Origin of the sequence: Ancrocorticia populi (assembly GCF_003123745.1) — a bacterium.
Taxonomy (GTDB): Bacteria; Actinomycetota; Actinomycetes; order Actinomycetales; family Actinomycetaceae; genus Ancrocorticia; species Ancrocorticia populi.
The window spans coordinates 51,513-75,758 of record NZ_QETB01000001.1; the positions used below are offsets into that span (position 1 = coordinate 51,513).

22 protein-coding genes are annotated in these 24,246 nt (G+C 58.9%); 14 read left to right on the plus strand and 8 right to left on the minus strand.

All coding sequences use genetic code 11. The features are described from left to right. Positions 1–211: 211 nt before the first annotated feature. Both DD236_RS00270 and DD236_RS00275 read left to right on the plus strand, forming a co-directional pair. A complete protein-coding gene (locus DD236_RS00270) occupies positions 212–442 on the plus strand; it encodes a hypothetical protein (protein WP_109092391.1) in 231 nt (76 codons plus the stop codon). A gap of 264 nt (positions 443–706) precedes the next feature. Continuing rightward, positions 707–1,855 (plus strand): alpha/beta hydrolase, encoded by a 1,149-nt coding sequence (locus DD236_RS00275; protein ID WP_109092392.1) that lies wholly within the window; start codon positions 707–709, stop codon positions 1,853–1,855. 79 nt (positions 1,856–1,934) lie between these two features. On the opposite strand, the gene DD236_RS00280 is transcribed toward DD236_RS00275, so the two are convergent. Further along, a complete protein-coding gene (locus tag DD236_RS00280; protein WP_109093232.1) occupies positions 1,935–2,300 on the minus strand; it encodes a VOC family protein in 366 nt (121 codons plus the stop codon). Positions 2,301–2,494: 194 nt separating this feature from the next. Here DD236_RS00280 and DD236_RS00285 point away from each other — a divergent pair, with 194 nt between their 5' ends. Then, positions 2,495–3,469 carry an aldo/keto reductase gene (locus tag DD236_RS00285; RefSeq protein ID WP_109092393.1) on the plus strand — a complete coding sequence of 325 codons (975 nt, stop codon included), beginning with the start codon at positions 2,495–2,497 and terminating at the stop codon, positions 3,467–3,469. Here the strand turns inward: DD236_RS00285 and DD236_RS00290 are convergent. The 4 genes from DD236_RS00290 to DD236_RS00305 are packed head-to-tail and all read right to left on the minus strand — an operon-like array spanning position 3,456 to position 7,567. Then, positions 3,456–3,815, minus strand: a complete 360-nt coding sequence (locus DD236_RS00290) for a GNAT family N-acetyltransferase (protein WP_109092394.1) — start codon at positions 3,813–3,815, stop codon at positions 3,456–3,458. The two genes, DD236_RS00285 and DD236_RS00290, sit on opposite strands and share 14 nt — an antisense overlap. A 32-nt stretch (positions 3,816–3,847) precedes the next feature. Further along, positions 3,848–4,636, minus strand: a complete 789-nt coding sequence (locus DD236_RS00295; RefSeq protein WP_165819773.1) for an HAD family hydrolase — start codon at positions 4,634–4,636, stop codon at positions 3,848–3,850. Between the two features lie 13 nt (positions 4,637–4,649). Next, positions 4,650–5,993, minus strand: coding sequence for a sn-glycerol-1-phosphate dehydrogenase (locus DD236_RS00300; protein ID WP_109092396.1), 1,344 nt, complete (start codon positions 5,991–5,993; stop codon positions 4,650–4,652). A gap of 17 nt (positions 5,994–6,010) precedes the next feature. Further along, complete coding sequence (locus DD236_RS00305; RefSeq protein WP_109092397.1) at positions 6,011–7,567, minus strand: FGGY-family carbohydrate kinase; 1,557 nt, start codon at positions 7,565–7,567, stop codon at positions 6,011–6,013. Positions 7,568–7,818: 251 nt separating this feature from the next. Here DD236_RS00305 and DD236_RS00310 point away from each other — a divergent pair, with 251 nt between their 5' ends. The 4 genes from DD236_RS00310 (at position 7,819) to DD236_RS00325 (ending at position 11,248) form a co-directional block, all read left to right on the plus strand. Further along, positions 7,819–8,580 (plus strand): amino acid ABC transporter ATP-binding protein, encoded by a 762-nt coding sequence (locus DD236_RS00310; protein WP_109092398.1) that lies wholly within the window; start codon positions 7,819–7,821, stop codon positions 8,578–8,580. Between the two features lie 71 nt (positions 8,581–8,651). Beyond that, complete coding sequence (locus tag DD236_RS00315) at positions 8,652–9,497, plus strand: glutamate ABC transporter substrate-binding protein (protein WP_109092399.1); 846 nt, start codon at positions 8,652–8,654, stop codon at positions 9,495–9,497. A gap of 138 nt (positions 9,498–9,635) precedes the next feature. Then, positions 9,636–10,322 carry an amino acid ABC transporter permease gene (locus DD236_RS00320; RefSeq protein ID WP_109092400.1) on the plus strand — a complete coding sequence of 229 codons (687 nt, stop codon included), beginning with the start codon at positions 9,636–9,638 and terminating at the stop codon, positions 10,320–10,322. After that, positions 10,319–11,248, plus strand: coding sequence for an amino acid ABC transporter permease (locus DD236_RS00325; RefSeq protein WP_109092401.1), 930 nt, complete (start codon positions 10,319–10,321; stop codon positions 11,246–11,248). Before DD236_RS00320 ends, DD236_RS00325 begins: the two co-directional genes overlap by 4 nt. Here DD236_RS00325 and DD236_RS00330 read toward each other — a convergent pair. Both DD236_RS00330 and DD236_RS00335 read right to left on the minus strand, forming a co-directional pair. After that, positions 11,202–13,277 (minus strand): heavy metal translocating P-type ATPase, encoded by a 2,076-nt coding sequence (locus DD236_RS00330; protein ID WP_243409861.1) that lies wholly within the window; start codon positions 13,275–13,277, stop codon positions 11,202–11,204. The two genes, DD236_RS00325 and DD236_RS00330, sit on opposite strands and share 47 nt — an antisense overlap. Before the next feature lie 704 nt (positions 13,278–13,981). Next, positions 13,982–14,839, minus strand: a complete 858-nt coding sequence (locus DD236_RS00335) for a hypothetical protein (protein WP_109092402.1) — start codon at positions 14,837–14,839, stop codon at positions 13,982–13,984. Between the two features lie 234 nt (positions 14,840–15,073). On the opposite strand from DD236_RS00335, the gene DD236_RS00340 reads away from it, so the two are divergent. From DD236_RS00340 to DD236_RS00370, 7 genes are all read left to right on the plus strand, one after another. After that, on the plus strand, positions 15,074–15,595 hold the full coding sequence (locus tag DD236_RS00340) for a peptidylprolyl isomerase (protein ID WP_109092403.1): 522 nt from the start codon (positions 15,074–15,076) through the stop codon (positions 15,593–15,595). Between the two features lie 10 nt (positions 15,596–15,605). Beyond that, positions 15,606–16,304 (plus strand): rhomboid family intramembrane serine protease, encoded by a 699-nt coding sequence (locus tag DD236_RS00345; protein WP_109092404.1) that lies wholly within the window; start codon positions 15,606–15,608, stop codon positions 16,302–16,304. 325 nt (positions 16,305–16,629) lie between these two features. Next, on the plus strand, positions 16,630–17,241 hold the full coding sequence (locus DD236_RS00350) for a sugar transferase (protein ID WP_165819774.1): 612 nt from the start codon (positions 16,630–16,632) through the stop codon (positions 17,239–17,241). A 309-nt stretch (positions 17,242–17,550) separates the two neighbouring features. Beyond that, on the plus strand, positions 17,551–19,323 hold the full coding sequence (locus DD236_RS00355) for a polysaccharide biosynthesis protein (protein ID WP_109092406.1): 1,773 nt from the start codon (positions 17,551–17,553) through the stop codon (positions 19,321–19,323). Then, entirely contained in the window at positions 19,320–20,465 is a 1,146-nt protein-coding gene (locus DD236_RS00360; RefSeq protein WP_207785638.1) for a DegT/DnrJ/EryC1/StrS family aminotransferase, read from the plus strand. The genes DD236_RS00355 and DD236_RS00360 overlap by 4 nt, the downstream gene beginning before the upstream one ends. Beyond that, on the plus strand, positions 20,462–21,649 hold the full coding sequence (locus DD236_RS00365; RefSeq protein WP_109092407.1) for a glycosyltransferase family 4 protein: 1,188 nt from the start codon (positions 20,462–20,464) through the stop codon (positions 21,647–21,649). The genes DD236_RS00360 and DD236_RS00365 overlap by 4 nt, the downstream gene beginning before the upstream one ends. Beyond that, positions 21,646–22,914 carry a hypothetical protein gene (locus tag DD236_RS00370; RefSeq protein ID WP_133246017.1) on the plus strand — a complete coding sequence of 423 codons (1,269 nt, stop codon included), beginning with the start codon at positions 21,646–21,648 and terminating at the stop codon, positions 22,912–22,914. Before DD236_RS00365 ends, DD236_RS00370 begins: the two co-directional genes overlap by 4 nt. Here DD236_RS00370 and DD236_RS00375 read toward each other — a convergent pair. After that, complete coding sequence (locus DD236_RS00375; RefSeq protein WP_109092409.1) at positions 22,856–24,205, minus strand: tyrosine-protein kinase domain-containing protein; 1,350 nt, start codon at positions 24,203–24,205, stop codon at positions 22,856–22,858. The two genes, DD236_RS00370 and DD236_RS00375, sit on opposite strands and share 59 nt — an antisense overlap. Between the last annotated feature and the right edge of the window lie 41 nt (positions 24,206–24,246).

Here is a 24,246-nt window from a genome sequence, read left to right on the forward strand (position 1 = left end):
CGGCTAAGAGTGTAGAGGTATAGGCTGACTGCTCACGGCATCTAATCACGGAAGAAACTGGAAGTGGTTGGGGTCCTCACCCCAGATCTCTAGCTACACCAAGGGGTTGTCCGATCACAGGTAGGCCACGTAGCCGCGTTACGTTGCTCTTACGCTGGCTGAAATTCTCGACTCGTACCCATTTGAGCAAGATGTTCAGCACCACGCATATGTGGACTTTGCATCGACTGGTGAATCGCGAGATCAGCTACTCGAAGCGGCACCGGTGCAAGAGAAGCATGCGGTCGAGCAAGTTGGCGCGGGGCAAGGCGTGGTGTATTGGCGCTACCCAAAGGGAGAGAGCACCGCGACGCCATTCGCAAAGACTGTGGCGAAAGCGCGCTTCAAGGCCACAACAACCAACCGAAACCTGAACACCCTCAGAAAGCTGCTGACGGCCTGATCCTTCTGGTTGCAGGTCCTTTTCTAACAACCTAAGCGATTGCGGAGCTTGCTAAGCTCCCGCGCAGAATCATTGAAACGTCAGGGTTTTCTCTAAGTACGATCCATGTGCGCTAGGACTGCAGATGAATCTGGGGGTACCGGGTAGGGATGAACTATGGCACCATAACAGGACGATTGATCCGGGGCCCAGTCTTCCGGCGGTTGCCCGTAGTACTTCACTGGTAGGCGTTCGCTGGACTGTCCGGAGAACAAGGGGAATCCCATGACCTTCGGCTATGGTCTGTCAGTTCTGATCCTTGCGGTGATGGTATGGAGTGCGCTGTGGCCACGTCCAACACGAGGGCCGCACGCAACGCCTACTTTTGTGCTGGGTACCGCCGCCCTTGAAATACCGTTCATGCTCGTGTGGTACCTTCTCCTCATCACGTGGGCGGCTGCTGATAACCGTGAGCTTACTGCTCCTGTGGGAATCATCGCGGTGGGCATGGCATCGCTCACGCTCTTGGGACTGCTACGTATCATCGCGCAGTCCGTTAGAGCTATGAGTACCCTAAACGCCTCTCTTGATGCCACCTTGGGTTTGCACCGTCCGCACGCTAGTGGAACGCATCATCTGCTGAGATGCCTATGGGCTTTCATTGCACCGCTTCGGATCCCGAACCCACGGGTTCGCAGGTATCGAAACCTTAGATATGGCCCAGATGGTAAAGATCAACTCCTTGACGTTTACCGTGGCCGAAACGTCACCACGGGCCCGGTGTTTCTCTACTTTCATCCAGGTGGTTTCCACAGCGGCTCGAAGAATCGGCAAGCGAAACTGCTTCTGGAGACGCTCGCCAGCCATGGTTGGGTATGTGTGAGCGCGAATTACCGCCTCAAGGTGCCATTCCTTGTCTCCCTTGCTGATGCCAAACGAGTGATCGCGTGGATCAGGACGGAAGGGAGTGGCTACGGCGCGGACGCTGGCACAATCGCTATTGGCGGAGGTTCGGCTGGTGCCCAACTGGCGACGCACTGCGGAGTTTCCCCGAATCATCCAGAGTTCCAACCTGACTTCGAGGCTGCCGACACTTCTGTATCTGCTGTTATTGGGCTATACGGCTATTACGGCACCGTGTTTGGCCAAGAGCAATCGGATCCCTCTGAGTTCACTGACCGAGCATTGCCGCCGTGTTTCATTATCCACGGTGATAAGGATCCCATGGCACCCGTTGCTATGGCTCAACGTTTTGCCCACACAATGCGCGCCCGCGATGAGGGACCTGTTGCTTATGCCGAACTTCCCGGCGCCGGGCACAACTTTGACTTGTTCGCATCTCTTCGCCATGCAGCAGTCACTACCGCAGTCCTCGAGTTCCTTGGATGGCTGGTTGAGAATCGGCCTGATCGGATCGCCAGAGAAACTCTCTAGGTCTCATACCGGCCACGAGGATCTTGCAGACTTAGTCGGATTCGACCCCGTGAGGACTCAGACAGCTTGCCATGGCTGTTTAATCAAACGGTGAGACTCGGATCAGATTGCCGTCGGGATCAGTGATGACGAATGTTCGGCCGAACACGGCATCATGCGGCTCTTCGATCACTGTGACTCCCTTGGAAGTCCACTGGCTGTAGAGCGCGTCTACTGCTGCGGCCGAGCCTGGGGTCATGAGCCCCACCTCAGACGTGCGGGTGGCCGTTGTCACGGCATTGTTGCCGTGCCCGTTCCATAGCGCGAACAGCACTCCGGGCGCGACCTCGAACGAGACATAGCGAGGGGTCACCATGGCGGGCTCCATATCGAACAGGTCGCTGTAGAACGCGGTTGCTCGCTCAACGTCGGTGACGTAGATCAGGAAGAGGTTGGGGGTACTCATGTCGGTTCCTCCTTCGATGTCTGGAACGTCCGTCGTTTCTAGACTAGCAACATCAAATCGCATCCTGAACCGTCCTTTTCTATGCCGAGTCCGGACTACCGGCAACGTCCACCAGCGCCGTGCCGGTTCCCATATTCGGTCCGATTGAAGCCCACCCATGGCCTCGGCCACAGTCAGCGGGTACCGTAAATGGCATGGAATACACATCACTGGGATACAGCGGCCTTCTTGTTTCTGCGCTTGGGATTGGAACGAACGCCTTCGGGCGCCGGGTGGATCAAGACGGGGTGAATGCACTGGTTCGCAGCGCACTAGACGAGGGTGTCAACTTCTTTGATACCGCGGACAGCTATGGTGCGGGAACATCGGAGACGATGCTCGGGCAGGCGCTGGAGGGACACCGCGAGGAAGTCATCATCGCCACTAAGTTTGGCATGGACCTAGGCGGCCTCTACCCGGGAGCCCTTGAGAACCGTGCGAGCCGTGGCTACATCCAACGCGCCGTTGAGGGCAGCCTGACGCGCCTCGGCACGGACTACATCGATCTGTACCAGCTTCACACTCCCGACCGCATCACCCCAATCGAGGAGACCCTCTCCGCTCTTACGGACCTAGTGAACGCGGGCAAAGTCCGCTACATCGGCTGCTCGAATTTCGCGTCCTGGGAGGTGGCGGATGCGGCAGCGGTTGCAGACGCCATCGGCGCCGAACATTTCATCACAGCCCAGAACGAGTACTCGCTGTATAACCGCAGCGTGGAAGCGGAGCTGGTCCCGGCGCTCAGCCACTACGGCATGAGCCTCATTCCATACTTCCCGCTGGCGTACGGGCTGCTGACTGGGAAGTACCAGAGCGGCCAGAACGCCCCCGAAGGCACGCGCCTCGCTCAGGAAACGGCACGGTTTGAGGGCGCGAACTGGGACATTGTCGAGGGCATCCGCGAATTTGCCAAGGAACGTGGAATCAGCATGCTGGACGTGGCGCTCGGTGGCCTACGCGCCCAGCCCGCCGTTGACGTGATCATCGCAGGAGCGACCCGCGCCGAGCAGGTGGCCGCCAATGCGAAGTCGGTGCAATGGGAGCCAACGCTCGCAGATCTAGATGCACTAGACACCATCGTGGCGCCCGCCAGCGGAACCGGCTACCTGACCTACGCTACTGCTCGCTGATCGCCTTCTTGTCATCGGCGGTCGCAGCCACCGTGTATTCCGCATACTCGGGGTGCTTTTCTACCCAGCTGACAATGTAGGGGCACACGGGCACGCTGGTTACGCCGGCCGCGATGGAATCGTCTAGGACGAAGCGAACAAGCTTGGAGGCCAGCCCCTGTCCCTCGTACGCCTCACGCACCCCGGTGTGCACGAGGATACGCCGGATGGGGGCGGCGCTCCCGTAATCTCGCGAGATGTAGGTGACCTCGCCGATGGCCGCCGGGCCTCCTTCGGCCTCTTGGTCTATCAGCAGGTATTCGAGCTCATCTGGATGATGCTCGATAATGAAACGATCGTCAGTCATATCTCTCCTTCAGCGTTATTCTTGTTGCCAACCTACAGCAGATCAGCCAAGAATCGTGCGGCAGCATCGGTCTCGTGATGTTCGATGCGTGCGACTGCCAGATCTTGGATCGGCGCCGCGGCATTCTCCACAGCGATCGGCATTCCGATCTGGCTGAGCCACTCGACGTCCGTTGCGCTGTCCCCAAATCCGAGAGTTTCCTCGGGGCTCACCCCGATCCTTTCCAGCACGATCTTGAGCGCGTCCCACTTAGAACACCCGGGGATGCAGGCCTCGAAAAATCCTGGAAGGCAGCGTTCCATGGTGGACCGAGCCACCACCTCTGGCGCGATGGCGTCCAGATACTCAGGGGATGCCGAGGCCATGACCTTGACTGGCTGATCCCAGCGGTCGGGCTTCGGCCGCGGCGTGATCGTCAGGAAGTTGCAGCCGCCTAGGTAATCGGTATCTGGTCCCTCCCTATCGGTCCAAATGCCGGCCGAATCCCAGACGTACGGCTGCAAGCCCATTTCCTCTGCGAGGGCAAGAGCAACCTCAAGGTCGTTTTCGGGCAGCGGGTTGAGCGCCACCCGTTCGCGCGTACCCGGCTCCGTGATCACGGCTCCGGTACACGAGATGGCCGGCCCGCGGGCTCCTGCGCGCTCGGCTATCGTGAGCGCCGCGCTTTCGCACCTTCCTGTAACGACGACGACGGAAACCCCCTCCTCCTCAACCCTTCTCAGTACCTCATAACCGAAGTCGCTGAGGTCCAGACCGGGGGCATACGAGCCATCAATGTCGATGGCGACAGCCTTTATGGGTCTCCCACAAAACTCCAACACGTATCTCCTCTTCTTAGTCCCAGATGCCGCCGGGTGCAAAGACCTCGTCCACGAGCTCATTGAAGATCCCTAGTTCGCGCGCAACGTCCAGAACGGTGTACCGGGAGCGATAGTACATGGCGCGAGGGAAGGCGTCCTTCACGGCGGCTGGGGTGAGCCCAATATCTTCGGGTCGCGTGGGCGTACCGGCTTGGCCGAGCATCGTCTGGAGCTCGCGGGCGGGCACGAGCTGCCGGGCGATCCGCTCATTGAGAACCGGCCAGTTGGAGACGATGGGTGTGAGGCGCTGCCGCAATCCGTCAGCGTCAACGTACTTTTCCTTGGTTTCCGCGATCCCCTTATCGATCAGGGCGCCGCTCATGGTTGTCCTGATGTCGGCCTCTACCTCTTCCCATGAGGGCCAGCGGGAAATCACTGCATCGAGATCGGTTGCGCCGATGTTGCGAGCGAGGAACTTCTCATAGAACGCAGCCATGGCCAATGTTCCGATGGCCACCTTGAAGCCGTGGCTGAGCGGAGGATCTAGTTCAGCGCCCAGATGGTCCAGCTCCCAGAGGTGACTGAAGTAGTGCTCGGCCCCAGAGGCCGGCCGGGTTCCGCCGGCTACCTGCATGGCTAGCCCGGACATGATAAGGCCGTTGCACAGTCCCTCGTAGGCCTCGGGAATTCCGGCGGCCAGATCGCTCGGCCGGGACAGAGCCTCTTGGACCCCTCCCTGGACAAGCTTCCACGCGAGGGGATGGATAGCATCAACGCCGGCGGCATCCGCGAGGATCCAATCGGCTCCAGCGGGGATCTTTGCCGAAAGATCGCCGTAGCCGGAGGCGGCCATCGGGGCGGGCGCTGCAGCGGCCACGTCCAGATCAAACACCACCACACGCGGGGCCGGGCAGGGCATCGTGATCTTCAGGCCACCGCGGGTCATTGGCGCACCGAACCCGCTGTACCCGTCCATCGAGGCGGCCGTGGCTAAAACTCCGTACGGCTGCTCGAGTTCGCCGGAGGCCAGCTTCGCTAGATCGTTCAGTGTGCCTGATCCGATCGCAATGGCGAGTGCCCCGGTTCTGCGTAGCTCCTCGCGTATTTCCTCAGCGTGATCGTAGGAGGCGTACAGCGTGGGCTGGCCGGGATAGATCAGTGGATCTACCAGAGTAGCCCCAGCGGCCTTGAGTTCCTCGGCAAGCGTGGCGCCAGCGGCCGCCCACGTTCGCTCATCGGCCACGAGGAGGCAGGGCCGATCCCCGAGAAGGCCATCGACGAACGTTGAACCCGCCTGGTTGATTACTCCGCGACCAACCGAGATTACCTTGGTGGATTCAGCCTGCTTCAGTGCCTCGTCAACAATGGCTGTGCTCATGGAGATGTCCTTCCTTCTTAACCCTCGAGATCACTCATGTGATCCGCGATAGAGTGCTGGATATCGCGCATTGCTGGATGAATCTCCGTGTACCGATCCACCCAGAACTTGTACTCCTCGTGCTTTTCCGGATCTGGCGAGAGCGTGTAGTGCTCGTGCACCATGGCCTGCGCCGCCTCCTGCAGGCTAGCGTACCGGCCCGCGGCAACTGCGCCGAGGATAGCCGAACCCAGAGCGGGCCCGTCCTGAACCTTTGTCACGTTAACATCCATACCCAAGATATCCGCGTGCATCTGGAGCCATGCGGGGCTCTTGGTGGCACCCCCGCACACAGTTAGCGACCGAGGGTGATACCCCAGAGACTTCATTGTGCGCAGATTGTGCTCTACCCCGTAGCAGTTGGCCTCTTGGATGGCGTGATAGATGTGTTCGCGCCTATGGTGCAGGCTGAGTCCGGTGATCGTGCCACGCGCCCGGTTATCGGTGTAGGGGCTGCGATTGCCCTGAAAGTACTCGGTCACAACCACGCCGTCCGAACCAGGCGGTATGTCATGAGAGAGCTCGTTGAGAACCTCGAAGGCGGATGGTCCGCCGCCCGCCTCCTTCTCCATGAGATCAACGGCCGATGTGCGTAGGAACCACTGCATCACTGAACCCGCGGATCCTTGGGAGGCCTCGAGCGTGTACTGCCCGGGAACAACGGCGTCCTTATGCCCGCCGAACATGCCGGGGCCGTGCAGAGCCGTGGCGCTCTGAGCCAGCAGGCAGTTGCTGGAACCAGTAATGAGGGCCATATCGCCGGGAGTCAGGACGTTCATGCCCACCATCCCGGCCTCCGCGTCGATTCCGCCCTGCCCCACGGGAGTTCCGGCCACGAGGCCGAGCTCCTCTGCCGCGGCAACACTCAGTCCGCCCAGCAGGCTCCCCATTGGCTGGACCTTCGAGGGGACTTTGGACAGGATGTCCTCGCCGCCAAGCTTCGCGAAGAAGTCCTCTGGCCAGCCGCCGTGATCGGAGTTGTAGTAACACTTGATGGCCGCCGAACAGGTGTTGTATGCGAGCTCGCCCGTAAGCTGAAGCCCTATCCAGTCTGGAGCATCGAGCAGCAGGGCCGTCTGCTCCCATATCTCCGGCTGGTGCTCCTTGAGCCAGATCGCCTTGAACGGGAACCATTCGGCCGAGGCATCATCTTTACCTCCGCCGTTGTACAGACGAGCCCAGTGATCGATATCTGAGGCCCGTGCGGCAATGGGGGCCGAACGTACGTCTGCCCACAGGATCGCTCGGCGCAGGGGCCTACCATGGGAGTCTAGCGAAACGGGCGTGGCGGATGTGGCGTCATACCCGATGCCAGCCACCTCCTGTGGGCGCACACCGGCATCGGCGATCACTCCCCGCACTGCGCCAACGATGGCCCGCCACCACTCGTCCGGATCCTGTTCCACCCAACCGGGCCGCGGATAGTAGCTTTCAACTGACTGTGCACTGAAGGCCAGCGCCACGCCATGCCCATCGAATAGCCCCGCCCGGGCACCACCCGTGCCCAGATCGATTCCTAGATACACGCTGTCCATGGGATTGCCTCCTTGCAATCGCAGTTATCTGTGATCTCAGCAAGTCTACTGGCATGAGGTGGTGGGCGTCACTCTTCGTCGTCGTTACGGATATTTCGCCGAAGGCAAGACCAACGAGACGATGCTCCACCGGTTATGTCACGAAACTGTTCTCCACCAGAAACTCGGAAGAAATATCGCTCTGTGAGCATTGGCTACAAGTCACTTCCACTTAGGTGGTCACGAAACCCAGACTGACACGGTGAGGACCCATGCACAAGGAAATCGAACATCGCGGAGAACCACTGGTGCAGCTTGAGAACGTCAATAAGTGGTTTGGGGACCTGCACGTCCTCAAGGACATAAACCTGACGATATCCGAAGGCGAAGTAGTGGTGATCGTGGGCCCGTCGGGCTCCGGCAAGTCCACCCTTTGCCGGACGATCAATCGCTTGGAGCCCATTCAAGGAGGAACCATCATCCTTGGAGATAAGGAGCTGCCGTCTGAAGGCCGCGCTCTTGCCCAGCTTCGCGCCCAAGTGGGAATGGTATTCCAGTCGTTCAACCTCTTCGCACACAAGTCTATCTTGGACAACGTGACGATCGGCCCCATCAAAGTCAAGAAGGTCTCCAAGAAGCAGGCAGAAGCCGAAGCGATGGACTTGCTGAAGAGGGTAGGCGTTGATTCTCAGGCATCGAAGCGGCCGGCACAGCTCTCCGGAGGGCAGCAGCAGCGAGTGGCTATCGCCAGGGCGCTCGCCATGAAGCCAGATCTGATTCTCTTTGATGAGCCGACTTCAGCACTTGACCCAGAAATGGTGAACGAGGTGCTGGATGTTATGACGAGCCTTGCCCGCGAAGGGATGACGATGGTGGTGGTGACCCACGAAATGGGCTTCGCACACCGGGCCGCGGACCGAGTGATTTTCATGGACGACGGCCTCATCGTTGAAGAAGGAACCCCCGATGAGTTCTTCAACAATCCCCAGTCCCCAAGAGCCCGGGACTTCCTATCCAAGATTCTTGTGCACTAGTTGGCCTTCAGGTTGACTCGCAGCACTCCAAGTACCACTCGAAATACACCGTTGGACGAAGGGAAAGAACAATGCGTCAGAATAAGTATGGCGTTCCAGCAATGGCGGCCGCGGCCGCGCTCATGCTCAGTGCGTGTTCCAGTTCCGGGGACGATGAATCCTCGGGCGGTGACGGTGGCAGCGGTGACAAGCTCACCGTTGGCATCAAGTTCGATCAGCCGGGGCTCGGCCTGCAAAAAGGTAGCGAATACTCCGGTTTTGACGTGGATGTAGCCTATTACGTGGCTGACAAACTCGGCTATTCGCAGGATCAGGTGGAGTTCGTCCAGTCCGTCACCGCTCAGCGTGAGACCATGCTGGAGAACGGGCAGGCGGACATGATCGTGGCTACCTATACTATGTCCGACGCCCGCAAGGAGCAGATCGATTTCGCCGGTCCATACCTCGTGGCGGGCCAGAGCCTCTTGGTTGCCGCGGATGACAATTCGATTAGCGGTCCGGACAACTTGGATGGAAAGAAGCTCTGCTCAGTTTCGGGAGCTGTCCCCGCCCAGCGCATTAAGGATGAGTACGCTTCCGATGTTCAGCTCTACGAAGCCTCAACCTATTCGGAATGCGTTGAGCTTCTAGGCAACGGCACCATCGATGCCGTGACCACCGATGACAGCATTCTTGCTGGGTATGCTGCCGTTCCCGAGTATGACGGCAAGTTCAAGCTGGTTGGAGAGGCCTTCTCGGAAGAGCCGTACGGCGTGGGATTCCCTAAGGGCTCCGATAAGTGCGAACCCGCAAATGAGGCGCTCACCGAAATGATTGACGATGGCTCGTGGGACCAGTTCCTCCAGGACAATCTTGGGGACGCCTACACGCCCGATGCTTCGCTTAATCCTCCCGAGGTGGGAGGCGCCTGTTCCTAACGGGCTGGGGCTAGCCCGGTTCTTGGTTGACGCGATCCGAGCCGGCCTGACTTTAACCTCACTGCAATAACGGTCTAGCAGATCGGGAATCTATGAGGTCTGCATGCTTTGCATACGCAAGACGATGGGAGCGGACGAGTGGGTGACTTCTTTTCGAGTTTCGGCACACTGTTTAGCGATTATGAGATCTTCTCTGCCTTCTGGGTAACGATCAAACTGACCTTCTTCTCGGGGATCTTCGCACTGATCCTCGGAATTGTGCTCGCGGTTTTGTGCGTTTGCCCGGTTCCTGTTTTCAGGAAGTTCGGCAGCGGTTACATCAACATCGTGCGCAACACCCCGCTCACTCTGCTGATGGTGTTCTGTTCTCTGGTCCTGTGGTCCTCCTTGGGTGTGGAGTTCTCTAACGACATTGCGAACAACTCCTTCTGGCTGGCCGTACTGGCGCTTTCCGCGTACACCTGCAGTTTCGTAGCCGAAGGGATTCGTTCCGGGTTCAACACGGTTCCGCCGGGTCAGGCGGAAGCCGCCCGGGCACTTGGCCTCACCTTTACGCAGACCTTGGGGACCATCGTGCTGCCGCAGGCGCTGCGAGGTTCGATTGCCCCGATCGGTAATGCCATGATTGCGATGACGAAGAACACCACGGTTGCCACCGCCGCGGGCGTGGTGCAGATGTCCACAGTAATGAACGAGATGCTGGAGAATCGCCCAGATCTCCTCATTCCGATCTTTCTCACGGTGGCATTCTTCTTTGTGATTCTTGTGCTTCCCCTCGGGATGATCACTACATACTTCTCACGAAAGATGGCGGTGGCGCGATGAGCCGAACAATCTCTGACTTCTTTGATGAACCGGGGCCGATCGCACGGCGCAGAACCAACATCATAACCGCCGTAGGGCTAGCCATCTTTATCGGTGTGATCGCCTGGATCGGCTACATGTTAGCTGACAAGGGGCAGTTCGCCGCCGAAAAGTGGACGCCCTTCCTTGAGACATCCACGTGGACAACATACTTCATTCCCGGAATCCTCGGCACGCTGAAGGCGGCCGCTCTAGCCATAGTCTTCTCTAATGCCCTTGGCTTGATCTTGGGAATCATGAGGCTTGCCCGAAACAGGCTAATCCGGATCGTTGGAGGAACTCTGGTGGAGTTCTTCCGGGCCGTGCCGGTATTAGTCCTTATGCTGTTCTTCTACTTCATGTTCGCGGCCGCGCTCGATAACCCCGCCGATGCGCCGTTCTGGGGTGTGGTGTGTGGATTAACCATGTACAACGGAGCAGTCATCGCGGAGCTTGTTGCTTCGGGCGTCAAGAGCCTTCCTTCTGGCCAGAGCGAAGCTGGGCTTGCCTTGGGGATGACCAGCGGGAGAACCCTTGTATCGATCCTGCTTCCGCAGGGACTAATCGCGATGATGCCATCGATGGTGGCCCAGCTTGTTGTTATCCTCAAGGACACGGCGCTTGGCTACACAATCACTTACTTTGAGCTGCTCAACAGGGCGAAGACGTTCGGTTCGGCATACCAGAACTACCTGCCCGCACTCTTCGTTGCCGCGGTGATGTTCATTATCGTGAACATCCTCCTTGGGCAACTGGCGCGAATCCTCTCGAGGAAGCTCGAATCAGCAACCGGATTAACCGCGCCTGAGCAACAGGGAGACCCCGAGGAGGACCTCGCGCTCAGCGAGATGAATGCTGATATTACCCCGCCGATGAAAGATCTATCCGCCGCAAAAGCTGCGCATTGAGGGCAACCACAACGGTGGAAAGCGACATGAGGATCGCGCCCACGCTCATCGGAAGGATGAAGCCAATGGGTGCTAGCACGCCAGCGGCCAGCGGCACGGCCAGCAAGTTGTAGCCGGCGGCCCACCAAAGGTTCTGCTGCATCTTGGAGTAGGTGGCGCGGGAAAGCTTGATCACGCTTAGGACGGACTCCGGGTTGGAGGACGCAAGGATCACGCCAGCCGAGCCAATCGCAACGTCAGTTCCAGCGCCAATCGCGAGTCCAACATCAGCGGTGGCGAGGCCCGGCGCATCGTTCACGCCGTCTCCCACCATCGCGACCTTATGACCCTCGTCCTTGAGCTCGCCGATCTTCGAGGCTTTATCTTCGGGTTTTACCCCAGCGAACACGCGGTCAATCCCGAGTTCGTCGGCCACGGCATTCGCAGCGGCCTCAGCATCACCGGTAATCATCACTACGTCTGTGCCCTGATCGTGCAGGGCCTGAACGGCGGCCTTGGATTCGGGGCGCACCTCATCTGCAAGCCGTAGGGCACCGGCAACTTCGCCATCAACCACAACGTGGAGCACGATAGCGCCCTCATTCTTCCAATTGCCCACGGCCTCCAGTTCGGTCAAATCCCGTGAATCGAGGAGGTTCGGCCCGCCAACCTCGATCTTCTGCCCATCAACCTTTGCGCTAACGCCAAGCGCCGGTTCTGAGGAGAAATCTTGGGCGTGTGGGACATCGATCTCCTTGTCGCGGGCGGCGGCGGTGATGGCGCGCGCGAGCGGATGCTCACTATCAGCTTCAGCCGCGGCGGCCAAGGAGAGGAGCTGATCCTCTGAATCAGCTGCGCTGTGATCCGCCAAGGCGGTACCGGTCACGCGCGGCTCTCCAACGGTGAGCGTACCGGTCTTATCAAACACAACCGTGTCCACGGTTCGCATGGATTCGAGTGCCAGCCGGTCCCGGATGAGGATACCGCTCTTGGCGGCGCGTTCCGTGGCAATCGAGACCACGAGGGGGATGGCCAAACCGAGTGCGTGTGGGCAAGCGATCACTAGCACAGTCACCGCGCGGGTCACGGCGTCTTCGGGTGCTCCCACGATCAACCAGACGATAGTTGTGATGGCCGCGGCGATCAGCGCGTACCAGAAGAGGAGGGCGGCCACGCGGTCCGCGATGCGTTGGGCGCGCGAGGACGAAGACTGAGCATCCGAGACGAGTTTTTGTATGCCTGCGAGCGTGGTTTCCTCTCCCGTCGCAGAGACTTCCACGCGCAGTCCCGAGTCCGTTGAGATCGTCCCGGCCACCACGCGATCGCCTTCGCTACGGGAGACGGGCCACGATTCGCCCGTAATCATCGATTCGTCCACGTGGGCGGAACCTTCTACAATCGTCCCGTCCGCTGGGATCGAGGATCCGGGACGAATAACGACGACGTCGCCCTCCTCCAAATCCTCCGGCGCCACATTCTCGGTGGAATCACCGCGCACTACCTCTGCTTCATCAGGCAGGAGGGCCGCAAGGGAATCGAGGGCCGAACTGGTTTGGGCCAGTGAGCGCATCTCGATCCAATGGCCAAGCAACATGATGACCACGAGGAGGGCTAGCTCCCACCAGAAATCGAGTTCGTGACCCAGCAGATGGAGGCTGGACCCCCACGAGGAAACGAATGCCACGGTGATTGCCAGAGCGATGAGAAGCATCATGCCGGGCTGGCGGTCCTTGATCTCCTGAAGGCCTCCGGAGAGGAAGGGCTTGCCGCCCCACACGAACATCACCGTTCCAAGGATCGGTGAAACCCAATCAACCCACGCGGCGTCCGGCAACGAGTAACCAATCAAGCTGGCAAACATTGCGTTGAACCCGATCACCGGGATCGCGAGAACCACCATGATCCAAAAGAGACGCTGGAACATGGCCACGTGGTCCATGTGTCCCGAGTGGTCGTGGCCCGATTGCTCGTGGCCAGAGTGTTCATCGCCGGGTTGCCCATTGTCCATGTTCATGGTGCTGTGTTCGTAGTCCTGATGCTCCTGTTGCATTGCGTTAACCTCAGTCTCTTCACCTTGGGAACACTGAGTACAACGCGTCTTTGCGGCCGAGTATTCCCGCCAGCACCTCGCATCATTTCCGTGAGCGCACCCATTTTCGTGAGTGCGGCGGATCGAACCCTTACTCTGAAGGCGGAACACGCACTCTCACGACCCGCGGCGGTGCTCCGTTTCGTGAGCGCCCCCTTTAAACCGTGAGCGCCCCGTTTCTGCCCCGGTTTACCCGTCACCCTCGATCGCGAAAGGCCCCTTGTAGTTTGAGGGCGATCTCAGATGTGAATACGAGTGATGAATCGTCTCGGCATGATACGCGTACGGCAAATGCACGATGAATTGAGGCGAGATGCCTGACTTCCCAAGGTTCTGAGATGGAAGAGTAAGAGCTAACCGGAACGTAGATACCGCGTCGGAGCTGGACCAAGCAATGCTCCTCGGGTTGTTTGCGCTGTGCTCTGCTAAGTCCTGCTGTGGTCAGAAGATCATAATGAGAGGTGTCCATGAAGTTTAGTAGGGCATGTAGCCCTAGCCATGACGTGGCGTAACTGGCATCCTGTGGAGAGTTTCTTCACGGAGCGGGCCTGTGGGAACCGTGAGGGGTGTGCTCAGGGGATGGTGTACCGAGGGCTTCGGTGTGACCACAAAAGTGCCCTCGCCAAGGCTAAAACTTGGCGAGGGCAATTCGTCGCTTAGGAGGATTACTCAGCAGGCTTGTCGGTTGGATCCGTTACGGTCGGCTCAGGTTTGCTGGCCGTCTTCTCGGGCTCGGCCGCAGCCTCATCGTTCAAGGCTCCCTCGGCCGCCTCTTCTGCAACTTCCTCGGCTACTTCCTCAGTAGCTACTTCGGGGGTCGGGGCGATATCGGGCTCGGGCGTATTCGCGCTTGCTGGAGTTGCGCTCTTTACGTCCTCCCAATAGGCCTCGGCCCAAGGATCCTCAACGGGCTGGCTGCGCTTCCACAGGTAGAAGACGCCGCCACCGAGGGCACCGAGTGCTGCGAAGATACCGAAGAACTTCTTGGCCCGCCCCTTCTTCTTGGGGCTCGTGGTGAGTGCCTTCGTGGTTGATTCCTGAACAGCTACTGCTTTGGTCTTAACGTCCCCATCGGACCGAGCGGCCTCGTTTGCAGCCTTTGCGGCGGCCTTGGCACGCGGTACGTAATCGTTGAGTACCTTGTCCTTGGCGTCGTTGGCCTTATCGAGTGCGTCTTCTACGTGAGGGGTGGCCCAGTCGATACCTTGCTTGGTCAGCTCGGTGGCGTGATCAGCGTACTCGGATGCCTTCTTCACGGCGTCTTCTACGTGAGGGGTGGCCCAGTCGATACCTTGCTTGGTCAGCTCGGTTGCCTGATCGGCATACTCGGATGCCTTCTTCGTTGCATCCTCAATGTGCGGGGCGGCCCATTCCGCTCCCTGAGCTGCGAGAGTCTGGGCCTGCTGTGCAATCTGCTTGGATGTGGCGTTGGCACTGTCCTTCAGAGTCTCTGCCACTGCGCGCACCTGATCAGGAGTCTGCGCGGCGATTTTCTTCTGGGCCTTCTTCTTTCGGCAGAACATCAAATCCTCCTTGGTCAACTCCTCACATCGCGATCTGGTTGATCGCTGGTAGGCCAAGTGAGGGGTCCTATGTCACTATCTTGCCTAGATATTGGTGCTCTGTCAGCATAACAGCCGAATTCACCGAATCTTTACGCGGTGAGCCAACTGAAAACAGCGTGTTGTGGAGCACGGAGAGTGGCCTGTGTGGATGGAATGCGGCACTGTGCCCACTCCTGTGCAAGGATGGACCCTATGGAAGCTACTTTGCATACTAACCACGGGGATATCAACGTGGAGCTATATCCGAATCAAGCGCCTCAGACCGTTGCGAACTTTACGGAACTAGCAACGGGAGAGCGCGAGTGGACAGATCCGGAAACGGGTCAAAAGACAACCGATCCGCTGTACAACGGCACGATCTTCCACCGCTGCATCTCCAACTTCATGATTCAGGGCGGCGATCCGCTGGGAACTGGTACTGGTGGTCCCGGCTACCAGTTCGATGATGAGATCCATCCCGAGCTCAACTTCAATGATCCTTACGTCCTGGCCATGGCAAACGCAGGCAAGCGTTTCGGCCGCGGCACCAACGGTTCCCAGTTCTTCATCACCGTTGCACCTACACCGTGGCTACAGGGCAAGCACACCATCTTCGGCAAGGTCACGGATGACAAGTCCAAGGCTGTTGTGGATGAGATCGGGCTGGCTCCTACGGGCCGTGCAGATCGCCCGGTAGAAGACGTAGTGATCGAGTCCATTTCGGTCAACGAATAAGCCAACTCTTATGAGTGATGTCAGCTCGTCAGGGTTCTGGGCGAAGTCACGCCGTTTCCTAGGGATCGAGAACGTGAACGCGCCCGTCACGTTATGCCTGATTGGCGTGTGCGTGGCTGTTGCGATAGCCGAATTCCTTAACCAGAGAATCGGCGCCGCACTCGTTTACGCCCCGGTTCTTGGCGAGGATCAGCCCTACCGAATCCTCGGTTCCGCTTTTCTTCATGCGGGCTTCTGGCATCTTGTCTTTAACATGTACGCCCTATGGCTGGTTGGGTCCGCGCTCGAGCCAGCCATAGGGCGTATACGGTTTCTTGGGATCTATCTACTTTCGGCGGTCGCCGGAAATATCGCTGTGCTCCTAACCGCCGATCCCTCCGGTCAAAGCTGGATCACGGCAACTGTAGGCGCCTCGGGCGCCGTCTTCGGAGTGTTTGGTGCCCTTTTCATCTTGGTGCGCCACTTCGGATCAAATGCCACGAGTCTCATCATCGTGATCGTGGCCAACCTGCTTTTGGGCTTCGTCCCCGGCATGAACATTTCCTGGCAGTCCCATGTAGGTGGCCTACTCATCGGCGGCATCTTGATGCGGCTGATGACGATGGGACGCGAGAGCCTCACGCCCACTCGCCGCCGAATCCGCGATGCCGTGGTATTTCTGGTTGTGGCCTCTGCGCTCGTTGGACTCTTCTTTTGGGGATACCGCTAGTCTCCTCAGGGCACCATTACCCACAATCACTCACAATCTGTGGGTAAAGTTTTCCACAATTGCCGTATGTCGGTGGATAACTCTGAATAGAGTAGCCAACCTCCGACCCCGATCTTTCCGCACGATCTCGAGGAAATCGTGTGAGAAGCCCATTCCGCTACTAATTACACGCCTGTCATTATCCACAGACATACCCACAACTGTGGAGGAATTGAGTTGTGTATAAGTTGTGGTTTTGCCGTGGAAAACTGCGATCAATGTGGCAAAATTGGATCTATCGCGCGGCTCAGCTACGCCGCATCTGTTGAACAGAAGGGCACGGGTAGTGGGAGCTGGTGCGGAGCACAGCGGAAAGAGATTCCAGTTGGATTGGCATACGGTTCGATTGTTCCTCTATCGCTGCTTCAAACGCCTTGGAGACATCATCGTTTCGGCGCTAGGAATCATCCTGCTGGGCATCCCCATGGTGATTGCCGCTGTGGCGATTAAGATTGAATCCCGCGGCCCCGTACTGGATCTGGCCGAAAGGATCGGTAAAGACGGCCGTCCTTTCGTATTGATGAGGTTCCAGACCGGCCACGAATTTTCCCAGTCAGACGAACCAGCACGTACAGCTAGTTTTCTCCGAAGGACTCATTTGGATGCGGCGCCCCAGTTGTTCAACGTCCTTATGGGGAGCATGAGCATCATCGGACCGAGCGCCGAATCCAGAGAGTTCTACCGGGCCTCGCGTCAGGAGATTCCGCAAATCCGTCAGCGCCTGCTCGTCAGGCCGGGAATGTCTGGATTGGAGAAGGCGGCTGGGGCCACGGAGCTGGCAAGGGGAACCGAAAGCCCAAATGTTGAGTACGTGAGAATGCAAAGCGGGCTCTTAGATCTGAAGATATTTGCTCTGACGCTCTTCGTGTTGTTTCACGATGATAATGGCAGTGCTTAGAACCAAATAGCGGTGGTTTCTTCGTAATAAGATCTGGCAATCTGCCCTATTGTGACGCGGCCAATACCGGTATGATGCGCCTTACGAACTTGGTCACGCTCCTCCGCTGCTCGGGTGCTGGCAGCGGAGATGATTGAACTCTTACCCTTGGGGCACTCCCTCAAGGATGAATCTTCTAGATATTTACTAAGACGTTTGGCATAACGAAATCGCTGATCCGAATCCGCGCTACTCGTTCAACGCTCTCAGTGAATATCATTTCTGGATCCTGGTTGATCTACCCGTTTCACGCACGGAGTAGGGGACAAAATGAAATACAAGTGGAGACGAGTGTGCTTGGATTCGGCAGTGTGGGTCCTAGCTCTTGTTCTAGCAGCCTTACTGCGTCACGATTTTGTAACGCAGGATGTTCAGTGGTTATGGCTCGGTTTAGACGGCGTCATCGCCATATTGCTTCAATTCATGACCGGAACGGCCGTGAATCTTTACCATGGCCGATACGCCAAGGGAACGTTCGAAGAGGTCAATGCGATCACTCGGGCGGTAGGGGCAACGGGCCTCGTCTTATGGATGACGTCCCTGCTTTTCAGCATCTGGGTACCCGTATCACGGTCGATTGCCTTGATTGCGATGTCTATTGCGCTATCCATCATCCTTGCAAGCCGGTACCTCGCGCGCGTTATTGACGAACGGCAAAGAAAGCCGAGCAGAAACACAACCCCTGTGTTGGTTGTTGGCGCGGGGTACGTTGGCACCTACCTAGTCAATTGGCTCTCAAATGATCCGGAATCCCCCTACACAGTGGTTGGGATCATCGATGATGATCCGGTTAAGCAGGGCAGAAGAATCCGGCGTGCCTTTGTGCTCGGCGATTCTCAGGCGATACCTGTGGTGGCGGAGAGGACGGGGGCACGGATCGTCGTCGTCGCCCTTAATAACCCCTCAACCACCTATCTACGGGAGCTTCAAAGGATCGCCGAATCCGCGAACCTGACGGTGAAGATCATGCCGAACATTGCGCGGCTCTTTACCAATCAACTCGAGCCGGGTGATCTACGAAACCTCTCCATAGAAGACCTTCTAGGGCGAACGCCGGTGGATACTGACGTTGCCGAGATAGCTGGATATCTCACTGGGAAGCGCGTGCTTGTGACCGGGGCGGGTGGATCGATTGGTTCGCAGCTGTGCGCGGAGATCAAGAAGTACGGTCCCAGTGAGCTCATCATGCTTGATCGGGATGAGACTCAGCTCCAGCAGGTGGAGATCAATATTGCGGGTAATGGGCTGCTCTCCACGCCAGAAGTGGTTCTTGCGGATATCCGTGATGGGGAGGCGCTCCGGCAAATCTTCGCCGAACGCCGCCCCGAGGTAGTGTTCCACGCCGCCGCACTCAAGCACCTTCCGATGCTCGAACAGTATCCAGATGAGGCTTGGAAAACTAACGTGCTGGGCACTCTCAACGTGCTGGTGGCCGCGCGTGCAGCGGCAGTGTCTACTTTCATCAACATCTCCACCGATAAGGCAGCTAATCCCACCAGTGTTTTGGGCCATTCCAAGAGGTATGCGGAACAGCTCACCGCCTGGATGGGAGGGGAAACCAGCCACCGATACATCTCTGTGCGATTCGGCAACGTGATCGGGAGCCGGGGCTCCATGCTTCCCACGTTCACACGGCTGATCGAGGAGGGCAAGCCGATAACGATCACCCACCCCGATATCACGAGGTTCTTCATGACCATTCCCGAGGCGTGTCAGCTCGTGCTCCAGGCCGGAGGAATTGGGAACTCTGGGGAAGTACTGATCCTTGATATGGGTGAACCTGTCAAGATCATGGATATCGCCCAGCGGATGATTGCGATGTCAGGTAAGGACATTGACATTGTCATCACGGGACTTCGCCAGGGGGAGAAGCTCCATGAAGAGCTTACGGGGATCGGCGAGGCCACGGCGCGGCCGCATCATCCAAAGATCTTCCACACCACGGTCCAAGGCATCGAGAGTACTTTGCTGGATAAATCCGCATGGGACACGATCCATTCCAAGCGAGATACTCTGGCGCCGGTAGCGGAGGCCGGCCCGTGAGGATCTACCTGTCCGCTCCGGATGTTGGTGAGCTCGAAGAGCGGTACGTGGTGCGGGCGATGCGGAGCGGATGGATTGCACCGCTCGGGCCGGACGTAGACGCCTTCGAGGAGGAGGTGGCTGCGCGAATCGGACGCGCCTACGCCGTGGCGCTGAGTTCAGGAACTGCCGCCCTCCATCTGGGCCTTCTCAGTTTACGAGCTCGCCCTGGAACGGTCGTGGTGACGTCAACGCTAACCTTTGCTGCAACGGTCAATGCCATCATGTACACGGGGGCTACTCCCTACCTCGTGGATTGCGATCCGAACACGGGCAACATGGATCCGGCGCTACTTCAGGAGGTATTGGCAGGGCTGGCTTCCAGAGGGGAAAACGTGGCCGCCATTGTCCCCGTGGATCTTCTGGGGAAAGCCGCCGATTGTGAGCGAATCGGGGAGATTGCTGAAGATTGGGGGATCCCGGTGCTTGTGGACGCCGCGGAATCCCTAGGAGCAGCCAGCCGGGGGCGTCCCGCCGGAAGCCGCGGGGATCTAGCAATCTTCTCCTTCAATGGCAACAAGATCATGACAACCTCGGGCGGCGGCATGCTGTTGACCGACGATCCCGAGATCGCGCAACACGTCCGCTACCTCGCAACGCAGGCCCGCCAGCCCGTGGCGCACTACGAACACGAGGACATCGGTTTTAACTACCGGATGAGCAACCTGCTGGCGGCGCTGGGCCGCGCGCAGTTGAGCAGGCTCGATGCCATGATCCAGAGGCGCCGGGAGATTAGGGCTTTGTATCGGGAGAGTTTTGCGGAAGTCCCTGGGGTCGCCTTTTTTGGGGGCGACGACGACGAAGAGGACAACTTCTGGCTCACCTCGATTCTGGTGGATCCGGCGGTGGCTGGATGGGGGGCTCGCGATCTCTTGGCGTGGCTGGAGAGGGCCGATATCGAGAGCCGGCCGCTGTGGAAGCCAATGCATGCCCAGCCTGTCTTCGCCGGTGTGCCAGCCACGCTCAATGGGAGTGCGGACTACCTGTTCCAGCACGGCCTCACACTTCCTAGCGGATCTGGGCTGACGGATGAACAGGTAGGTTTCATCACCTCCGCGATCGGGGAGTTCCTGGCGCTGCAGCCAGCGGGTGCGCTGCCATGAACGGGCCGCCGCGCGGGGTAGTGGCCATTCTGGTGACCTCGGAAGATACGGCGGTGGCCTTCCTTCCTGGATACATGGAGTTCTTGGCGCAGCGGGGTTGGCGGGTGATCGTTGGGGCAAACTCCCCAACCGGTCAGCTCTTCGAGATGGCCAGAGACGCTGGTGCCGAGGCTTTCCACATCGGATGGGAGCGGGATCCGGCTCCTCTCTCTGACTTGCGGGCGCTGTGGAAGCTGACCATCAGGCTGCGAAAGGCGCGGCCGGATGTGGTGGTCACGGCCACCCCAAAGGCTGGATTTGTGGGGACGCTGGCTGCGTTCATCGCGGGTGTGCGGCTCCGGGTGTATCAGCTCTGGGGCCTACGTATGGAAACCAGTACAGGGTTGTTGCGGAGCATTCTGGCGGTTCTCGAGTGGTTCTCCATACGGCTCTCCACTGAGTGCGTGGCCAATAGCACCAGCCTCGCGGCGCGAACGGAGGCGCTCGGATTGGCACGCAAGGGGAGTATTCAGGTGCTTGGGGAGGGCAGCTCTCACGGGGTTGATGTGGAGTATTTCCGTTCGGCCGAAGCCGGGAACCGTGTGCCTCCGCTTGACCCAGCCACGCGTGCGTTCCTGACGGAGAATCCGGCAGAGCTCACGGTTGTTTTTGTGGGGCGTCTGCACCCAGACAAGGGTATAGACACACTTTTGGCCGCGTTGGCTGCGTGCGCACGAAGGGGTACCGGCTCTCCGGCGGTCCGGGCGGTCATAGTGGGAGGCGATGAAGGCTTTGCACCCGGCCAATACGCCAATGATCTCCCGCCCGGGTTGATCCACCTGACCGGGAATGTTCGCGATGTTCGGCCGTACGTGCTCTCGGCGGACGTACTCTGCCTCCCTTCACTGCGCGAGGGCTTCCCCAACGTGGTACTGGAGGCGGCCGCGATGGGCGTTCCGTCAGTGGTATCGGATGCCACGGGATGCATCGATTCGGTGAAAGATGGCATCACGGGCAGGCAATTTCCTACAGGAGATGCCGAGGCGTTGGCCGCCATTTTCTGTGCTCTGGCCGCCAGCCCCTTAGAGATCTCCCGGATGGGGCAGGCAGCTCGCGCGTGGGCTGTGGAGAGCTTTCCTCAGGAGCGCATCTGGGATCTTCAGGCCAGCTTCTTGGAGGGGCTCCTGAATCGGAAGCGGCCGTGATGATCTCGTATATGCAAGGTCTGGACACGTTCAACGGCTTCGTGGGCACGGTCCTCATCTTGCTGTGCGGGTTGGGCTGCGCCCTGGCCTTCGCCCCCAAGCGCACAGGCGTACACGCTGCGATCTGGGGCGCGCTGGCCGCGGACCTCCTTGTTCTCCTCATGTTGGTCGCGGTTTTTCGATACCTCTCCGATGATTCGGAAACATGGCATATTCTGGCAACTCAGGCATCGGATTTCCTTACTGGCCGGACCGAGTATTCGGTGACCTACGTGGATGGCAAGCTTGGTTATCTGTGGATCGTGGGCGGAATCTACGCTGTCACGGGGTCAACCCCCATGGCCCCGATCATGCTGGGGATTGTCTGTCACCTACTGCTTGTCACGGTGATCGCACGCATCACGGCGCTCCTCGCGCCGTCACAGCCGCCGCAGGCCATCCGTCGCAGCGCCTACCTAGCCGCGTTCTTGCCCTGCATCGTCTGGTGGACCCCACACATACTGCGTGAATCTCTCACGTTTATGCTTGTAGCAACCGCCCTTTACGGGGCTATGCGGATTGTTAGTGGGAGGGGTCAGCGTGCTGCCACCCTAGCCTTCACATGCGCCGCCTTGGCTACCCTCATTTGGATTCGAGGCTCGCTCGGCTACATGGTGACGATTGGGGTGGTGCTTGGAGTGTTGTACGTGCGTGCTGGGCGCAGCCGGTATCACACGGCAATCCGATCGGCTCTTATAGGCACGGGAATCGCTGCCTTTCCCTTCGTCTTCCAAGTTCTGTCCGAATCGTTGGGTCTCACGGAGGATGGCATTGCGATCGTAACGTCCGAGCTCTCGGATATCGCCGTTAGTGGTTTCCCGGGCTTAGTGAATGAAACGAATCTTCTGCGGATCCTGAGCGTCACTATTCCGCGCGTGCTAGCGGGCCCTTTCCCATGGGAGCTTGCTCCCAACGGTGTGATGGCGCTGGCGTTCATGGAGCTCGTGTGCTGGCTGGCCATTGGGCTTGGGGCCATTAGGGCCCGCAAGGCATTTCTGCCCAATCAGCTGCTTGCGGATCGGCGCTACCTGATTGGCCTTATCATCGTAGTGTTCGCCGTGGTGATAGTGGCGCTGGCTATCACCGCGGGTAACTACGGGATCTTAGCGAGGTTTCGGCCGATCGCTACCGTGGTAATTATCCCTCTGGCGGGAATTGGGTTCTCATTTACTCGCTCACCGAGCCGTAGTAGGTCCCAGTCCCTATCTTGGGTATCCGGTTCATGATGATGCCAAGAACATGGCCGTTAATCCGCGCGATAGATCCGAGTGCCTCGGTCAGATCGCCCTTCCTCGTCCGCCCCGCGGATACCACCACCAGCGCCCCAGCGGTGAGCCGCGAGAGGATCGCCGGATCAGTGACCGAAAGGGCTGGCGGTGCGTCGATAATCACGTAATCATAAGCGGCGAAAACCTCGGTGAGGAGCTGTTTCATAGCCTCGGAGCTCAGCAGCTCGCTCGGATTGGGAGGGATGCGCCCGGCTGGCAACAGATACACGTCCCGTGGGCCCCACTGTTGAATGACCTCTTCCTGAGTAACGCTCCCGATGAGCAGATCGGAAAGCCCCACGCCGCCCTCGATACCGAAGAGCTGCGCCACGTTGGGCTTGCGTAGATCTCCGTCGATGAGGAGGGTACGGGCGCCGGCGTCCGCCATGACGATGGCCAGATTGGCAGCGATCGTGCTCTTGCCATCGCCGCTAGTTGCCGAGGTAATGACCACCCGATTCAGCGAACCATCCACCATCATGTACCGCAGATTCGTGCGGAGGGCCCGGTACGGTTCAGAAAGCGGACTCATGGGATCGGTGAACGCAACGAGCGGATCGCTCGAGGACTCGGGGTTTCGGCCGATACGCCCAATCACGGGCAGATCGGTGAGCGTTGTGACGTCCTCCGGTGTGCGCACTTTTGTGTCTAGGATATTGCGGAACAGGGCGATGGTGATCCCAAGAGCAAGCCCGCCCACGAGCCCTAGAACCAGATTGAGCCACACTCGAGGGGTTATCGGCGCGTCCGGGACATCTGCGGGTTGAACGATATCAATCTGAACCCGCGCGGGCGATTCTGAGGACACGCCCTCCAACTGGTCCGTGATCACTTCGGCCAGCACCGCGCTAGTGGTATCCGAGATGAGTGCGGCTTGCTGCGGATCAGGGTCCGTAGCCCGGATGTTGATCAAAACGGTACCCTGCGGCGAATCTGCGCTGATGCGCTTGGCAAGCTCCCGCCGGCTTTCGGTGAGATCAAGCTCCTCACGCACGGTGTCCAGCACAATCGCGCTATCGGCTATCTCCATATAGGAGGCCACCGCCTGCTGAGCGTACGCCGAACCCTGCGTCAGTTCCCCAGCCGACGAATCACCGGAGCGGACCGAGACGAAGAGCTGGGTGGTTGCCTCATATTGCGGCGTTCTGGTGAACGTCCACGCTGCCGCCCCTCCAAGTAGGAGAAGCGTCGAGACGATGATGATGAGCCAGTTCTTTCGCAGCACGTTGAAGTAATCACGTAGGACCATGATGAGCCTCCTGAATTGCTTTGGGGGACGACGGCGGTGGG

Bases quoted from the DNA above. Each gene is read 5' to 3' on its own strand.
- DD236_RS00275 (WP_109092392.1), top strand. From the start codon at position 707: ATGACCTTCGGCTATGGTCTGTCAGTTCTGATCCTTGCGGTGATGGTA.
- DD236_RS00305 (WP_109092397.1), bottom strand. From the start codon at position 7,567: ATGGACAGCGTGTATCTAGGAATCGATCTGGGCACGGGTGGTGCCCGG.
- DD236_RS00315 (WP_109092399.1), top strand. From the start codon at position 8,652: ATGCGTCAGAATAAGTATGGCGTTCCAGCAATGGCGGCCGCGGCCGCG.
- DD236_RS00285 (WP_109092393.1), top strand. From the start codon at position 2,495: ATGGAATACACATCACTGGGATACAGCGGCCTTCTTGTTTCTGCGCTT.
- DD236_RS00335 (WP_109092402.1), bottom strand. From the start codon at position 14,839: ATGTTCTGCCGAAAGAAGAAGGCCCAGAAGAAAATCGCCGCGCAGACT.
- DD236_RS00375 (WP_109092409.1), bottom strand. From the start codon at position 24,205: ATGGTCCTACGTGATTACTTCAACGTGCTGCGAAAGAACTGGCTCATC.
- DD236_RS00310 (WP_109092398.1), top strand. From the start codon at position 7,819: ATGCACAAGGAAATCGAACATCGCGGAGAACCACTGGTGCAGCTTGAG.
- DD236_RS00325 (WP_109092401.1), top strand. From the start codon at position 10,319: ATGAGCCGAACAATCTCTGACTTCTTTGATGAACCGGGGCCGATCGCA.
- DD236_RS00345 (WP_109092404.1), top strand. From the start codon at position 15,606: ATGAGTGATGTCAGCTCGTCAGGGTTCTGGGCGAAGTCACGCCGTTTC.
- DD236_RS00355 (WP_109092406.1), top strand. From the start codon at position 17,551: ATGAAATACAAGTGGAGACGAGTGTGCTTGGATTCGGCAGTGTGGGTC.
- DD236_RS00290 (WP_109092394.1), bottom strand. From the start codon at position 3,815: ATGACTGACGATCGTTTCATTATCGAGCATCATCCAGATGAGCTCGAA.
- DD236_RS00330 (WP_243409861.1), bottom strand. From the start codon at position 13,277: ATGCAACAGGAGCATCAGGACTACGAACACAGCACCATGAACATGGAC.
- DD236_RS00280 (WP_109093232.1), bottom strand. From the start codon at position 2,300: ATGAGTACCCCCAACCTCTTCCTGATCTACGTCACCGACGTTGAGCGA.
- DD236_RS00365 (WP_109092407.1), top strand. From the start codon at position 20,462: ATGAACGGGCCGCCGCGCGGGGTAGTGGCCATTCTGGTGACCTCGGAA.
- DD236_RS00340 (WP_109092403.1), top strand. From the start codon at position 15,074: ATGGAAGCTACTTTGCATACTAACCACGGGGATATCAACGTGGAGCTA.
- DD236_RS00300 (WP_109092396.1), bottom strand. From the start codon at position 5,993: ATGAGCACAGCCATTGTTGACGAGGCACTGAAGCAGGCTGAATCCACC.